This is a genomic window from Blastococcus sp. DSM 46786 (genome assembly GCF_900109665.1).
GTDB classification, from domain to species: Bacteria; Actinomycetota; Actinomycetes; order Mycobacteriales; family Geodermatophilaceae; genus Blastococcus; species Blastococcus carthaginiensis.
Genome location: NZ_FOAO01000032.1, coordinates 19,786 through 34,222, shown reverse-complemented (window position 1 = coordinate 34,222; position 14,437 = coordinate 19,786). Strand labels below are relative to the sequence as shown.

Sequence of the window (14,437 nt, the reverse complement as noted above, 5' to 3'; positions counted from 1 at the left end):
TCGACCGCGGCCGCGGTGTGGGTGTCGCAATGGGTGTCCACGCCACCGGCCACCTGGACCTGGTCCGGGGCAGTCTCTGATGCGATGGTGGTCATCGCCGTCCTCCTCGCTCGCAACCGACAGGGCGGCACGCACCGCCGGGCGAGCGGACAAGACAGTGATGGGTGCCTGCTGGCACAGGCTCCTATGAGGTCACACCGCCAGGCTTGGTGAGTGCAGCGGGCCCCGCAGCGACCGAACCGACAGATCCGGATAAAGACCCGAGGTCAGTCACCTGAAGGGTCAGGAACGGTTGCTGCGGGGCCCGCCTACATCCTCACTGTCACCTGATCGTGGCGGGCTCAATCCGTCGTGACGAAGTCGATGAGCTCCTCGACGCGGCCGATGAGGGTGGGCTCCAGGTCGGTCCAGACCTTCACGCGGGCCAGGATGCGCTGCGCCCAGACGTAGCCGGTGTCGTCCTCCCAGCCCAGCCGGCGGCAGGCACCGGTCTTCCAGTCCTCGCCCTTCGGCACGGTCGGCCAGGCCTTGATGCCGACGACGGAGGGCTTCACCGCCTGCCAGATGTCGATGAACGGGTGGCCGACGACCAGAGCGTGGTCACCGGTGATCTGCGCGGCGATGCGCGACTCCTTGGACCCGGTGACCAGGTGGTCGACGAGCACCCCGAGGCGCCGCCCCGACGCCGGGCGGAACTCGCGCACGATGCCCGGGAGGTCGTCGACGCCGTGCAGCGGCTCCACGACGACGCCCTCGATGCGCAGGTCGTGGCCCCAGACCTTCTCCACCAGCTCGGCGTCGTGCTTGCCCTCCACGTAGATGCGCCCCTCGCGGGCCACCCGTGCGCGGGCGTTGGCGACGTAGGTCGAGCCCGAGGCGCTGCGGGCGGGCCCGGCCGGCGCTGCCGGCTTCGGCCGCACCAGCACGACCGGCCGCCCGTCGACCCAGAAGCCGGGCCCGAGCGGGTAGGCGCGCACGCGCCCGAACCGGTCCTCCAGGTGGACGACGTCCTTCTCGCAGCGCACCACGGCGCCCACGAACCCGGAGCTCGGGTCCTCCACCACGAGGTCGCGCTCGGCCTCGACCTGCGGCACCGGCTTCTTGACGGTGCGGGGGTGGACCAGGTCGTCGTACGGCGAACGGGGAGGCACGCGACGACGCTAGGCACGTCGGGCGCGCGGTCGTGGACGACGCGCCGGGGAGGGTGTGCCGGACCGATCCCGCACGACACGCCCGAGCCGTCGCACAACACGGAGAGTTACGGCCGATACCGGTGTTCACCCGTGCAACCGGGCAGCGCCGGTGCGCCCCGGACACCGGGCGTGACCTGCGCAGACGCGTGCCGGGAGGACCGGAGCGGCTCGGCGCCGGCTCCGGCGAGCGGCGGCGGCGCCGGATCCGGGTGCTGTTGATCTCGGCTCGGTCGTTTCGCGGCCACCGTGCCGGTCACCCATCCGAGCGACGAACATCCCCCGAGCTCAGATGGGAGCGACAACGACGATGATCGGCACCGAGACCATCAGCCGCGTGATCGGCCAGGACGTCTACGACACCGAGGGTCAGAAGATCGGGTCCGCCTCCGAGGTCTACCTCGACGACGAGACCGGCCAGCCGGAGTGGGTGACCGTCCGCACCGGGCTGTTCGGGACCAAGGAGTCCTTCGTCCCGATCCGCGACGCCGACCTGACCGACGACGGCGTGCGGGTAGCGGTCAGCAAGGACCGCGTCAAGGACGCCCCCAAGATCGACACCGACGGTCACCTCTCCCCGCAGGAGGAAGAGGAGCTGTACCGGTACTACGGCCTCGGCACCGGGACCACCGGCCGCACCGAGACCACGACCACGACCGAGACCACGGGCATGGCCGGGACCGCCGGGATGGTCGACACCGACCGCACCGACACCGCGCGCACCGACACCGCGCGCACCGACACCCGGGGCACCGTGGGCCACGACACCTCGGGGCCGACGACCGACAACGCCATGACCCGCTCCGAGGAGCGGCTGGACGTCGGCACCCGCTCCGAAGAGGTCGGCCGCGCCCGGCTGCGCAAGTACGTCGTGAGCGAGAACGTCAGCGAGACCGTCCCCGTGTCCCACGAGGAGGTCCGGGTCGAGCGCGAGCCGATCACGGACGCCAACGTCGGCAACGCCATGGACGGGCCGGCGATCAGCGAGGAGGAGCACGAGGTCACGCTCCGCGCCGAGAAGCCGGTCGTCTCCAAGGAGGCCACGCCGGTCGAGCGCGTCCGCCTCGACAAGGAGACCGTCAGCGACAACGTGCAGGTCGACGAGACCCTCCGCAAGGAGGAGATCGAGGTCGACGGCGCGGACGACGCCAACCGGCGCATGTGAGCGCGCCCCGGCTCCGGGCCGGGGCACCTGACGCACGGCGGCCGACCGAGACCAGACTCCGGTCGGCCGCCGTCGTCGTGCACTGCGGGCGGCTCAGTCGCCCAGGCAGGCGGTGAGGGCGCCGACCATCAGCGGGACGTCGTGGGCCGACGCCAGCTCGCGGCAGGAGTGCATGGCGAGCATCGGGGCGCCGACGTCGACCGTGGTGACGCCCAGCCGCGTCGCCGTCAGCGGCCCGATCGTGCTGCCGCAGGGCAGGTCCGCCCGGGTGACGAAGGTCTGCACGGGGACCCCAGCCTCGTCGCAGCGCTCGGTGAACCAGCCGCCCGACGCCGCGTCGGTGGCGTAGGCCTGGTTGGCGTTCACCTTGAGCACCGGACCGCCACCGAGCTCGGGCCGGTGCGCGGGCTCGTGCCGCTCGGCGCGGGTCGGGTGCACGGCGTGGGCCATGTCGGCCGACACGAGCACCGAGCGGGCCAGCGCCCGGTGCGCCGCCTGCGGGTCACCGGGGTCGGTCGCGGCGGCCAGCCGGCGGACGACGTCCTCGAGGAAGCTGCCCCGGGCGCCGGACATCGAGCCGCTGCCCACCTCCTCGTGGTCGTTGCAGACCAGCACCTGCGTGCGCGCCCCGGCCGGTGCGGCCAGCAGCGCGAGCAGCCCGGAGTGGCAGCAGGCGAGGTCGTCCAGCCGCGGCGCGGCCACCCAGGTGCCGTCCGCGCCGGCGCGCGCCGTGGGCTGGGTGTCGGCCAGCACCAGGTCGGTGCCGACGACGTCCCGCAGGTCCACGCCGGCGGCGTCGGCCAGGGCCTCGGCGAGGCCCGGGCCGGTCCCGAGATCGCGGTCCCACACCGGCACCAGGTGCTGCTGCGGGTCGAGGGTGAGGCCCTCCCGGACGCTGCGGTCGAGGTGGATGGCGAGTGACGGCAGGCGCAGCGGGGCGCCCGGCAGCCGGACCAGGGCGGTGCGCCCGCCTCGCAGGACGAGCCGGCCGGCCACGGTGAGCTCGCGGTCCAGCCAGGTGTGCCACAGGCCGCCGCCGTAGGGCTCCACGCCCACGAGGCGGTAGCCGGACTGCCGCACCTCCCAGCGCGGGCGCACCTTGAACGTGGGCGAGTCGGTGTGCGCGCCGACCAGCCGCATCCCGGTCTCGGCGAGCGGGCCGCTGCCCAGGCGGAACGCGATCACGCTGCCGTGCCGGACGACGAAGTGCCGGCCGCCCGGGACCGGTGCCCAGGCGTCGGCCTCCGCGAGCTCGGTGAAGCCGGCGGCACCCAGCCGGCGCACCAGCTCGGCGACCGCGTGGTGGGGGGACGGCGAGGCGTCGACGAAGGCGCGCAGGTCGTCGCCCAGGGCCAGCGGATCGGGAGCGGCGGTCGGCATGCGGTCATCGTGCCCGACGCCGGGACGCGGGGCGGGCGCGGTCGCCGGCGGCGGGGTGGGATGCTGCTGCGTGTGAGCGAGCGCACGGTGCCCGGCACCCCCGACGAGCTGTCCGCCGCGCTCGAGGGCACGGGCTACCTCGCCGACGAGGGGCTGGCCACCGCCGCGCACCTGGCGCTGGCCATGCACCGGCCGCTGTTCCTCGAGGGCGAGGCCGGCGTCGGGAAGACGGCGCTGGCCCAGGCACTGGCGCAGATCACCGACCGGCCGCTCTACCGGCTGCAGTGCTACGAGGGGCTGGAGGCCAGCCAGGCGCTGTACGACTGGGACTTCGGCCGCCAGCTGCTGCACCTGCGCGCCGCCGAGGCCGCGCACGCCGCCGACGACCCCGCCCGGCTGGAGGCGTCCCTCTACGACCGCCGCTTCCTGCTCGCGCGGCCGCTGCTGCAGGCGCTGGAGGACGCGCCGAGCGTGCTGCTCGTCGACGAGGTGGACCGCGCCGACGACGAGTTCGAGGCGTTCCTGCTGGAGATCCTCTCCGACTTCACGATCTCCATCCCCGAGCTCGGCACCGTGCGGGCGGAGGTCCCGCCGCTGGTCGTCCTCACCTCCAACCGCACCCGCGAGGTGCACGACGCCCTCAAGCGCCGCTGCCTCTACCACTGGCTCGCGCACCCCGATTTCGACCGCGAGGTGGCGATCCTGCGCCGCCGGCTGCCGCAGGTCACCGAGCAGCTGGCCCGGCAGGTGGCCCGGGCGACGGCGACCCTGCGCACCCTCGACCTGCTCAAGCCGCCCGGGGTGGCCGAGGCCATGGACTGGGCGACGGCGCTGCACACCCTCGGCGCGCGGGACCTGGACCCCGACCTGGCGGCGCGGACCCTCGGCGCGGTGCTGAAGTACCGGGAGGACACCGAGCGGGTGCGGTCGCTGGCCCCGGAGGCGCTGCTCGGTGGCTGAGCGCGGCAGTGCCCCGGGCATAGGAAGCTTCACCCCTGCGATCCAGGGCCAGGACGCAGGTAAAGCTTCCTATGCCTCGGGGGGTCCGGCCCGGGACGTCGTCGACACGGTGCTGGGCTTCGCCCGGACGCTGCGGCACGCGGGCGTGACCGCCTCCCCGGACCGGGTCCAGGCCATGCTCGGCGCGCTCGGCCACCTCGACGTCCTGCGCCCCTCGGCGGTCTACTGGGCCGGCCGGCTCACCCTCTGCGCCGGGCCCGACGACCTCGACCGCTACGACGTCGCGTTCCTGGCCTGGTTCTCCGGACGTCGCCCGCGGCCCGCCCCCGCGGCGGCGCAGGTGCGGCCGCGGCTGGCCGCGAGCGCGCCGCTGGACGCCGGCACCGGCGAGGGCGACGAGGACACCGACGCCCCCGACCTCGCGGCCCGGGCCAGCGCGGACGAGGTGCTGCGGCACCGCGACGTCGCCGGGCTGACCGACGCCGAGCGGGCCCACCTCCGGCGGCTGTTCGCCCTGCTGGTCCCCGCCGCGCCGATGCGCCCGGCCCGGCGGCGGCGCCCGGCCGCCCACGGCTCGGTGGACCCCGCGCGCACGGTGCGGCGGGCGCTGCGCGACGGAGGGGAGGTCAGCCGCCTGGTGCACCGCCGGGCGCGGCCACGCCCGCGGCGGGTGGTGCTGCTGGTCGACGTCTCCGGGTCGATGACCCCCTACGCCGACGCGCTGCTGCGCTTCGCGCACGCGGCGGTCCGGGCCCGGCCGGCCTCGACCGAGGTGTTCACGATCGGTACCCGGCTCACCCGCGTCACCCGCGAGCTGCGGCTGCGCGACCCCGACCGGGCGCTCGCCGCCGGGGGCGAGGCGATCCCCGACTGGTCGGGCGGCACGCGGCTGGGCGAGGTGCTCAAGGCATTCCTCGACCGGTGGGGCCAGCGCGGCACCGCGCGCGGGGCGGTCGTCATCGTCTGCAGCGACGGCTGGGAGCGCGGGGACACCGCGCTGCTGGCCGAGCAGATGGCGCGGCTCAAGCGGCTGGCGCACACCGTGGTCTGGGTCAACCCGCACAAGGGCCGCACGGGGTACGAACCGCTCACCGGCGGGATGCAGGCCGCGCTGCCGTCGGTCGACCACTTCGTGGCCGGGCACAGCATGGCCGCGTTCGAGGAGCTGTCAGGAGTGATCCACCGTGCCTGAGTCGTTGCACGTGGAACAACGCGGACCGGAGGAGTGGTCGAATGCGTGACGTCCTGGACGACCTCGTCGGCTGGTGGCAGGCGGGGGAGACCGTCGGCGTGGGCACGGTGGTGGGAACCTGGCGCTCGGCGCCGCGGCCGGCCGGCGCCTCGATGCTGGTCGGGCCGGATGGCACGGCGGTCGGGAGCGTGTCGGGTGGCTGCGTCGAGGGCGCGGTGTACGAGGAGGCCAAGGACGCGGTCGAGACCGGCGAGCCGGTGCTGCGCCGCTACGGCGTCAGCGACGACGACGCGTTCGCCGTCGGGCTGACCTGCGGCGGCATCCTCGACGTCTTCGTCGAGCCGGTGTCCCGCGAGTCCTTCCCCGAGCTGGGCGAGGTCGCGGAGTCGGTGGGGCGGCACGAGCCGGTCGCCGTCGTCACCGTGGTGGCCGGGCCGGACGACCGGCTGGGCCGCCGGCTGGTGCTCTGGCCCGATCGGTCCTCGGGCACGCTGGGTTCCCAGCGGTTGGACGACGCCGTCGCCGACGACGCCCGCGGCATGCTGGCCGCCGGCCGCACCGCCCTGCTGCACGTCGGCCACGACGGCGAACGCCGCGGCGACGACCTCACCCTGTTCGTGAACTCCTTCGCCCCGGCGGCCCGGATGGTGGTGTTCGGGGCCATCGACTTCGCCGCCGCCGTCGCCCGGGTCGGGGCGTTCCTCGGCTACCGGGTGACCGTCTGCGACGCCCGGCCGGTGTTCGCGACGCCGAAGCGCTTCCCGGACGCGCACGAGGTCGTCGTCGAGTGGCCGCACCGCTACCTGCAGGCCGAGGTGGACGCCGGGCGGATCGACGAGCGCACCGTGCTCTGCGTGCTCACCCACGACCCGAAGTTCGACGTCCCGCTGCTGGAGGTCGCGCTGCGCACCCCGGTCGCCTACGTCGGGGCGATGGGGTCGCGGCGCACGCACGACGAGCGCCTGGCCCGGCTTCGCGAGGCCGGGCTGACCGAGGAGGAGCTGGATCGGCTCGCCTCGCCGATCGGCCTGGACCTCGGCGCCCGCACCCCCGAGGAGACGGCGGTGTCGATCGCCGCGGAGATCATCCAGGGCCGGTGGGGTGGGACCGGCCGGCGGCTGGCCGAGGTGGAGGGCCCCATCCACGAGACGGCGGACCGCTGAGCCACCGCTACGACGTCGAGGTGGTGGGGCTGCTCGCCTCGCCGGTGCACCGGTACGACGGGCGGCCGGGGACGGCGGTGCCCGGGCAGGCGGCTGACCGGCGGGAGCAGCTGGAGGTGCGGGCCGGCGTGGGGATCGTCGGCGACCGCTACGCCGGGAAGCCCGCCCACCGGGACGCGCAGGTGACCGTGCTGGCGGTGGAGTCGCTGGAGGAGCTCGCCGCCGAGCTGGGCGCCGGGCCGTTCGACCCGCTGCTGGCGCGGAGGAACGTCGTGCTGCGCGGCGCGGAGGTGGAGGCGCTGCGGGGCCGGGAGTTCTCCCTCGACTGCGGGGAGGGGTCGGTGCTGCTGCGCGGAGGGCGTGCTGCCAACCCGTGCGCGTGGATGGACCTGGTGCTGGCGCCGGGCGCGCACCGCGGCATGCGCGGGCGCGGGGGCGTGCGCTGCGCGGCGCTCTCCGACGGCGCGCTGCGGCTGGGCCCCGCCGTGCTGCACAGCCCCGTGCCGCTGGATCCCGCGGCCGCCGGGCAGGCCCGGCCGCTGCTCCCCCGGCGGCCGCCCGCCCCCTGAGCGGTGGACACGCCCACCCGGTGGCGGCCGCGCGCGCCGGCGCCCGGCACGATGGTGCCCGGTGGGGCCGTCCGGCGCCGCTGGACACGAGGGGAACCATGCGCATCCGACGTCTCGCCACGGTGGGCGCCGCCGCCCTGCTGCTCGCCGGTTGCGGCGGCTCCGAGGACGCCGGCACAGCGTCGCCGGCCGGCACCAGCGCCGCCGAGAGCGGGAGCTCGCTGGCCGAGCAGGACGCCGCCGGGGTGGTCGAGGCCGCCTTCAGCGCCCTGGAGGAGGCCGGCGCCGCGCACGTCGTCGGCTCGATGCAGGAGAGCGGCTCGACCCAGGAGCTCGACCTGCAGCTCCAGGGCGAGGACGCCCAGGGCACCATCACGATGGACGGCACGCTCGTCGAGCTCGTCTACACCGCCGGCAGCGCCTACGTCCGGGCCCCGGCCGACTTCTGGGCCGCCTTCGGCATGCCCGCCGAGTTCGCCGGGCAGCTCGAGGGCCAGTGGGTGCTCATGCCCGAGGAGGCGGCGGGCTCGTTCAGCACGCTGACCCTCTCCGGGCTCGTGGACGAGCTGCGCGCCTCGGGTGGGGACGAGATCACCGGCGAGGTCACCAGCGAGGAGCTGGACGGCGAGCCCGTCGTCGTCGTCACGCAGGAGGACGGCAGCACCCTCACCGTCGCCGACGACGAGGACGCCCCGTACCCGCTGCGGATCGAGGACAAGGGCGATGCCCCGGCCACCGTCGAGTTCAGCGAGTTCGGCGAGACGGTCGAGATCACGGCCCCGGAGAACCCGGTCGACCTGAACACCCTCGGTGGCTGATCTGCCGTACCGTCCGGCCGGTGAGCGACGGCCCCCCGGTCCCCGCCCCGGTCGTCGGGCTGCGGCGCGAGCGCGAGGTGCTCACCGTCGCGCTGCAGACCCACCGGCACGTCGTCCTGGAGGGGCCGCCCGGCACGGGCAAGTCCACCCTGCTGCGGGCGGTCGCCGGCGAGGTGGGCCGCGACGTCGTCTTCGTCGAGGGCAACGCCGAGCTGACCCCGGCCCGGCTGGTCGGCTCCTACGACCCGGCGGCGGTGATGGCCGAGGGCTACGTGCCGGGCAGCTTCACCGACGGCCCGCTGCTCACCGCGATGCGCGGCTCGGGGCTGCTCTACCTGGAGGAGCTCAACCGCATCCCGGAGGAGACCCTCAACGTCCTCATCACGGTGCTGACCGAGGGGGAGATCGCCGTCCCCCGGCTGGGCACGGTGCGGGCGGCCGCGGGCTTCCGGCTGATCGCGGCGATGAACCCCTTCGACGCGATCGGCACCGCACGGGTGGGCCAGGCGATCGCCGACCGCATGTGCCGGATGGTGCTGGGCTACCAGGACGAGGCCGCTGAGCGGGAGATCGTCGCCTCGGTGACCGGCGCCCGGCCCCGGCGGGTCGCCCTGGCGGTGGCGCTCGTGCGGGCCACCCGCGAGCACCGCGACCTGCGCACCGGCTCCTCCGTGCGCGGGGCGATCGACCTGGTGCTGCTGCTCGACGGGCTGCTGCGGCTCCGCGGGCTGGCCCGGCTGGAGGCCGCCGGAGCCCGAGAGGCGGCGCGGGACGCCCTGCACGCGGCGCTCTCCGGCCGCATCCGGGTCACCGAGGGCGTGGAGCGGACCCCGGAGGCCGTGCTCGACGAGATCCTGGAGCAGGTCTGGCCGGCCGAGGCCGGGCCGCCACCGGACCCGTCACCCGGGGCGCCGCCGTCGCCCGCCGGGGACGGCCCGGGAAAAGCGGGGGGCCTGCCGCCTGAGGCGGCAGGCCCGGATGCCGGGGGTGCCCGGCGCGAGCGGCCGGCCCGGCGGGGCCCGCGGCAGACCGCGCGCCGGGAGCTGCAGCTGCGGCACGCCGCCTTCGACGAGATCAGCCCCGAGGTGGGGGAGCTCGACGAGGAGGCGTTCGCCGGGCTGATGGGCGCCGACCCCGACGCGGCGGCGGCGCTGCTCGCCGACCTGGCGCTGGCCACCGACCGGGAGCTCCGCGCGGCCGCGCGCCGCCTGGCGGCCCGGGTGTTCGTGCAGGTGGGCCGGGTGGGCGCCGCCCGGGCGCGGGGCACCCGGCGGCTGGTCACCGCCCGCGGCGGGGACGGCGAGCTGGACCTGGACCGCACGCTGGAGCGGTGGAGCGGGCCGTGGCCGCCGGCCCCCGAGGACGTCGCGACCCGGCGGTGGACCGGCTCCCGCCGCGCCGTGTGCCTGGTGGTCGACCGGTCGGGCTCGATGAGCGGGCTGGGGGTGGCGATCGCCGCGGTGGCCGCCGCCGGCGTCGTCCTGGCGGCCGGGGAGCGGCTGGGCACCAGCGTGCTGGCGTTCGCCGACCGCGTGGAGGTGCTGCAGCAGCACGGCAGGCACCGGTCGGCGGAGGACCTGGTGCTGGCCCTGGTGGGGCTGCGCGGGCACGGCACCACGGATCTCGCCGCGGCGCTGCGGGCGGCGGCCGCGCAGCTGCGGACGGCGGCGCACGCCGACGAGCGGCTCGTCGTCCTGCTCTCGGACTGCCTGGCGACCGCCGGGGACGACGCCGCCTCGGCGCTGGGCGGCATCGACCGGCTCGACGTCCTGTGCCCGTTGCCCGGGGGGACGGCGGAGGAGGAGGCGCTGGCGGCGTCGCGGGCGCTGGCGGCGCGCGGCGGGGGCTCGGTCGCCCCGGTGCGCTCGCTGGCCGACCTGGGCCCGGCGCTCACCCGTCTGCTCGCCTGAGGGCCCGCGCCGCCGGGCGAGGGGTCGCGGCCGGCGACGTCAGCTGCTCCCCGGGGGGAGGTCGCTCTCTGCCCACTCCTGCGGGGCAGAGGCGCGGCGGGCGGAGACCGGTGGCTCCGGCGCAGTCCGTCTCTGCCCACTCGGGGTGGGCAGAGACGGACTGTCGCGGAAGACCCACCGGGGCCGGTCGCCCCGCGAGCTCAGCGGTCGGCGTCGGTGTAGACGATCATCCCGCGGATGTTCTTGCCGTCGCGCATGTCCTGGTAGCCCTGGTTGATGTCCTCGAGGGCGTACTTCGTGGTCACCAGCTCGTCCAGCTTCAGCTGGCCCTCCTGGTAGAGCGAGAGCAGCTCGGGGATGGCGTTGCGCGGGGCCAGGCCGCCGAAGATCGCGCCCTGCAGGTCCTTCTGCAGCAGGGTGAGCTCGAACAGGCTGAGCTTGACGTCGACGTTGGCGGCGTTGCCCATGCCGGTGACGACGGCGCGGCCGCCCTTGCCCGTGACGCTGAGCGCGGCGGCGATGTCCTCGCCCTGGATGTCGCCGACGGTGATGATCGTCTTCTCCGCCATGCGGCCCCAGGTCAGCTCGTTGATGGCCGGGGTGGCCTCCTCGATGTTCGCGAACGCGTGGGTGGCGCCCATCTCCATGGCCCACTCGCGCTTCTGGGCGACCGGCTCGATGACCATGACCCGCTTCGCGCCGGCCGCGGCGGCGCCCTGGACGGCGTTCATCCCGACGCCGCCGACGCCCATGACGACGACGTTCTCGCCCGGTCGGACGTCGGCGACCTTGGTGGCCGAGCCCCAACCGGTGGTGACGCCGCAGCCGACGAGGGCGGCGACCTCCAGTGGGATGTCCGGCTCGATCTTCACGACCGAAGCCTGGTGCACCGTCATGTACGGGGAGAAGGTGCCCAGCAGGCACATCGGGATGACGTCCTTGCCGCGGGCCTGGACCCGGTAGCTGCCGTCGGAGATCGCCGTGCCGGCCAGCAGGTTGGCGCCCAGGTCGCAGAGGTTCTGCTGCCCGCGCGAGCACGGCGGGCACGTGCCGCACGCCGGGATGAAGGCGGTGACGACGTGGTCACCCTCCTGCAGCCCGGTGACGCCGGGACCGACCTTGGTGACGACGCCGGAGCCCTCGTGGCCGCCGATGACGGGGTAGGAGGCCACCGGGGTGCCGCCGGTGACCAGGTGCTCGTCGCTGTGGCACAGCCCCGAGGCCGCGAGCTGGACCTGGACCTCGCCCTCCCGCGGATCACCGAGCTCGATCTCCTCGATCGACCATTCCTCGCCCACGCCCCACAGGACCGCGCCCTTGGTCTTCACCCGGCATCTCCTTCCGTCGGCCCGCGTCGTCGCGGGTGGCCCGCGCACACGTCGGTGCGGCGTGTGCAGTGCATCACAGACTGCTGAGCGGCGACCCGCCGCGTCAAGGCACTCGGTGCCGTGTGCAACGTGCTGCACCCCGCGGCGCGCCGTCGGTAAGACTGGCGCCATGACGGGCGGGCCGGTGGTCGTGGTGGGCGCCGGCCCCGTGGGGTTGACCGCGGCGCTGCTGCTGGCCCGCCGCGGGCTGGAGGTCGTCGTCCTGGAGCGGCACGTCGCGCCCTACCCGCTGCCCCGGGCGGTGCACCTCGACGACGAGGTGTTCCGGGCGCTGCAGGCGGCCGGCGTGGCCGACGACGTCGCCGCGCGGTGCCGGCCCATGGCCGGGCTGCGGCTCCTGGACGGTGCGCACCGCGTGCTCGCGGAGTTCCGCCGGGCCCCGGACGCCGGCACGCACGGCTGGCCGCAGGGGTCGTTCGTGCACCAGCCCGACCTCGAGGAGGTGCTGGCCGGCGCCGCGGCGGCGACGTCCGGCATCGCGCTGCACCGCGGCTGCGAGGTGACCGGGCTGACGCGGGACCGCGCCGGGGTGACCGTGTGGCTGACCGACCGGACGACGGGTGCGGAACGGTCCGTCCGGGCGGCGGCCGTGCTGGGTTGCGACGGCGCCAACAGCACCGTGCGGGAGCTGATCGGAGCGCGGATGGTCGACCTCGGCCCCGCCGACCGCTGGCTCGTGGTCGACGCGCGGGCGCCGGCCCCTCTGCCCGTCTGGCCCGGGGTGCACCAGGTGTGCGACCCCCGCCGGGCGGCGACCTTTCTGCCCGTCACCGGCGACCGCTACCGCTGGGAGTTCCGCCTGGCACCGGGGGAGACGGCCGAGGAGCTCTCCGCACCCGAGCGGCTGGCCGCGCTGCTGGCGCCGGTCGCGCGCGCGGCCGACGTCGAGGTGCTGCGCGCGGTCGAGTACACGTTCCGGGCCCAGGTCGCCGACCGCTGGCGCGACGGGCGGGTGCTGCTGGCCGGCGACGCCGCCCACCTGACCCCGCCGTTCGTCGGCCAGGGGCTGGGCCTGGGGCTGCGCGACGTCCACCAGCTGGTCTGGAAGCTCGCCGCCGTCCTCCGCGGGGAGGCGCCGGAGGCGCTGCTGGACACCTACCGCGCCGAGCGGGAGCCGCACGCCCGCGCGCTGATCCGGGTGGCCCTCCTGCTGGGGCGGCTCATGACCGGCGGCGGACGCGGGGGAGCGGTCGCCCGGCGGGTCGTGCTGACGGCGGTCCGCCGCATCCCCGCCGTCGCCCGGCTGGCCACCGACAGCCGCACGCCGCCGCTGCGCCGCGGCCCGCTGGTGGCGCGCCGGGGCCGGACCGGCCGCCGGCTGGCCGGGACGCTCCTCCCGCAGCCGGAGGTGCTCGTCGACGGGCGCTCGTGCCGGCTGGACGACGTGCTCGGCGACGGCTACGTCGAGATCACCGCGGACCTGCGGATCCGGCGCCCCGACGGCACCGCGGTGCCGATCGAGGACCCGACCGGCACGCTCCGGCGCTGGCTGGGCGGCGCCGCCCTGGTGCGCGTGCGCCCCGACCGCATCGTCCGCTCCGTGCGCGTGTGAGCGTTCGCGCCGGCGCGACGCCGGGCTGCTGCAGAAGTTCGGGTTCGACCCGATGGACCTGGTGAAGAAGCTCGGCGGCGGGGGAGAGCTGGGAGGCCTGCTCGGCCGCTGAGCCCGCGGGCCGTCGTCTCCTGCTGATCACGCGAACGGGTGACGGGCACGCGGCCCGGCTCGGCAGCCAGCAGCATGGCGGTGTGCGCCACCGCTTGCTGCAAGCCCCGGTCTGGGTCCTGTCGGTGGTCACCGGCAGCACGTTCGGGTTGTTCTGGGTGCTGTGGAGCCGCCTTCTCGAGGGGGAGAGCTGGTCGGAGGCCCTCGCGGTCGGTGGGCTGCTGGGGTTGTTCTTCGGTGCCGTCATGGGGCCGGTGCTCCACCGGCAGAACCGGGGTGTCCGCGAGGCCGCCGAGCGGTCGCCGGAGGGGCTGTCCCCGCGGGTGCGGCGGGCCGCCTCCCGGGGCCCGGTGCCGGCCGAGACGGAGGTGCGGCGGGCGGCGCACGAGCTGGCCCTCGCCCAGCTGGGGCCGCTGGAGCGTCAGCGCGCCTGGGGGCCGCCGTTCTTCCTGTTCATGGCTGCCGTGGCGGTGGGGCTGGCGTCCACCGAGAGCGCGTGGTGGTGGCTGGGCGCTGCCTTCTTCGTCGCGATCGCCGCCGGGCACCGGTACCAGCTCGTGCGGCTGCGCCGCCGCGTCGCCTTGCTGGACCCCGAGGGCTGACTAGCGGGGACGGCCGATGCCGATCGCGTAGAGCGTGCCCAGCACGGCGCCCGGGGGCAGCGCCACGTAGAGCCACCACGGGTGGATGCCGCCCACGGTCCCCTCGAGGATGCCCCAGACGGCGAGGTTCACCAGGCTCAGGCAGAGCCAGATGGTGGTGAGCACCTTCATCGCGGTGCCGGCGTCGTCGTCACCGAACACCCGGCGCGGGCCGGGCGGCGGTGGCAGCGCCGGCAGGTCGGCGGTCACCCGGGCCAGGTCGCCGCGGGTGCGCGACGCCCACACGGCCCGCACCCGCTCGTCGAACTCCGCGAGGTCGAGCTGGCCGGCGTCGTGGGCGCGCTGCAGCCCCGCCGCGACGGCCGCGCGCTCGGCGTCGGAGGTGCGGAGGTCCTCGGACCGGACCGGCTCGCTCACGCCGGTCATCCTCGCAGGAC

13 protein-coding genes are annotated in these 14,437 nt (G+C 75.7%); 9 read left to right on the top strand and 4 right to left on the bottom strand.

The features are described from left to right. Positions 1-341: 341 nt before the first annotated feature. The gene (locus BMW62_RS21335; protein ID WP_091935493.1) at positions 342-1,151 is read right to left on the bottom strand and encodes a DUF3097 domain-containing protein; all 810 of its coding nucleotides are present in this window, start codon (positions 1,149-1,151) and stop codon (positions 342-344) included. A gap of 349 nt (positions 1,152-1,500) precedes the next feature. Here BMW62_RS21335 and BMW62_RS21330 point away from each other — a divergent pair, with 349 nt between their 5' ends. Continuing rightward, a complete protein-coding gene (locus tag BMW62_RS21330; RefSeq protein ID WP_091935491.1) occupies positions 1,501-2,355 on the top strand; it encodes a DUF2382 domain-containing protein in 855 nt (284 codons plus the stop codon). Positions 2,356-2,448: 93 nt separating this feature from the next. Here BMW62_RS21330 and BMW62_RS21325 read toward each other — a convergent pair whose 3' ends face one another. Next, complete coding sequence (locus BMW62_RS21325) at positions 2,449-3,735, bottom strand: M18 family aminopeptidase (protein ID WP_091935488.1); 1,287 nt, start codon at positions 3,733-3,735, stop codon at positions 2,449-2,451. A gap of 72 nt (positions 3,736-3,807) precedes the next feature. Here BMW62_RS21325 and BMW62_RS21320 point away from each other — a divergent pair, with 72 nt between their 5' ends. The 6 genes from BMW62_RS21320 (at position 3,808) to BMW62_RS21300 (ending at position 10,347) form a co-directional block, all read left to right on the top strand. After that, the gene (locus tag BMW62_RS21320; protein WP_244524207.1) at positions 3,808-4,695 is read left to right on the top strand and encodes an AAA family ATPase; all 888 of its coding nucleotides are present in this window, start codon (positions 3,808-3,810) and stop codon (positions 4,693-4,695) included. After that, positions 4,688-5,887 carry a vWA domain-containing protein gene (locus BMW62_RS21315; RefSeq protein ID WP_091935485.1) on the top strand — a complete coding sequence of 400 codons (1,200 nt, stop codon included), beginning with the start codon at positions 4,688-4,690 and terminating at the stop codon, positions 5,885-5,887. The genes BMW62_RS21320 and BMW62_RS21315 overlap by 8 nt, the downstream gene beginning before the upstream one ends. A 41-nt stretch (positions 5,888-5,928) precedes the next feature. Further along, positions 5,929-7,050 carry an XdhC family protein gene (locus BMW62_RS21310; protein WP_091935482.1) on the top strand — a complete coding sequence of 374 codons (1,122 nt, stop codon included), beginning with the start codon at positions 5,929-5,931 and terminating at the stop codon, positions 7,048-7,050. A 20-nt stretch (positions 7,051-7,070) separates the two neighbouring features. Beyond that, positions 7,071-7,619: an MOSC domain-containing protein gene (locus BMW62_RS21305; RefSeq protein ID WP_244524206.1), complete on the top strand. Its 549-nt coding sequence runs from the start codon at positions 7,071-7,073 to the stop codon at positions 7,617-7,619. Between the two features lie 98 nt (positions 7,620-7,717). Continuing rightward, complete coding sequence (locus BMW62_RS23030; RefSeq protein ID WP_211435235.1) at positions 7,718-8,437, top strand: hypothetical protein; 720 nt, start codon at positions 7,718-7,720, stop codon at positions 8,435-8,437. A gap of 20 nt (positions 8,438-8,457) precedes the next feature. Beyond that, positions 8,458-10,347 (top strand): AAA family ATPase, encoded by a 1,890-nt coding sequence (locus BMW62_RS21300; RefSeq protein WP_211435234.1) that lies wholly within the window; start codon positions 8,458-8,460, stop codon positions 10,345-10,347. 200 nt (positions 10,348-10,547) lie between these two features. Here the strand turns inward: BMW62_RS21300 and BMW62_RS21295 are convergent, their stop codons facing one another. After that, on the bottom strand, positions 10,548-11,675 hold the full coding sequence (locus BMW62_RS21295) for an NDMA-dependent alcohol dehydrogenase (RefSeq protein WP_091935475.1): 1,128 nt from the start codon (positions 11,673-11,675) through the stop codon (positions 10,548-10,550). Between the two features lie 169 nt (positions 11,676-11,844). On the opposite strand from BMW62_RS21295, the gene BMW62_RS21290 reads away from it, so the two are divergent. Beyond that, positions 11,845-13,287, top strand: a complete 1,443-nt coding sequence (locus tag BMW62_RS21290; RefSeq protein WP_091935472.1) for a bifunctional 3-(3-hydroxy-phenyl)propionate/3-hydroxycinnamic acid hydroxylase — start codon at positions 11,845-11,847, stop codon at positions 13,285-13,287. A gap of 194 nt (positions 13,288-13,481) precedes the next feature. Continuing rightward, positions 13,482-14,000: a hypothetical protein gene (locus BMW62_RS21285; RefSeq protein ID WP_091935469.1), complete on the top strand. Its 519-nt coding sequence runs from the start codon at positions 13,482-13,484 to the stop codon at positions 13,998-14,000. Here BMW62_RS21285 and BMW62_RS21280 read toward each other — a convergent pair whose 3' ends face one another. After that, positions 14,001-14,417, bottom strand: a complete 417-nt coding sequence (locus tag BMW62_RS21280) for a DUF1707 SHOCT-like domain-containing protein (RefSeq protein ID WP_211435232.1) — start codon at positions 14,415-14,417, stop codon at positions 14,001-14,003. Between the last annotated feature and the right edge of the window lie 20 nt (positions 14,418-14,437).

Excerpts from the sequence above, each read along its gene's own strand:
- BMW62_RS21310 (WP_091935482.1), top strand. The coding sequence starts at position 5,929 with ATGCGTGACGTCCTGGACGACCTCGTCGGCTGGTGGCAGGCGGGGGAG.
- BMW62_RS23030 (WP_211435235.1), top strand. The coding sequence starts at position 7,718 with ATGCGCATCCGACGTCTCGCCACGGTGGGCGCCGCCGCCCTGCTGCTC.
- BMW62_RS21290 (WP_091935472.1), top strand. The coding sequence starts at position 11,845 with ATGACGGGCGGGCCGGTGGTCGTGGTGGGCGCCGGCCCCGTGGGGTTG.
- BMW62_RS21325 (WP_091935488.1), bottom strand. The coding sequence starts at position 3,735 with ATGCCGACCGCCGCTCCCGATCCGCTGGCCCTGGGCGACGACCTGCGC.
- BMW62_RS21330 (WP_091935491.1), top strand. The coding sequence starts at position 1,501 with ATGATCGGCACCGAGACCATCAGCCGCGTGATCGGCCAGGACGTCTAC.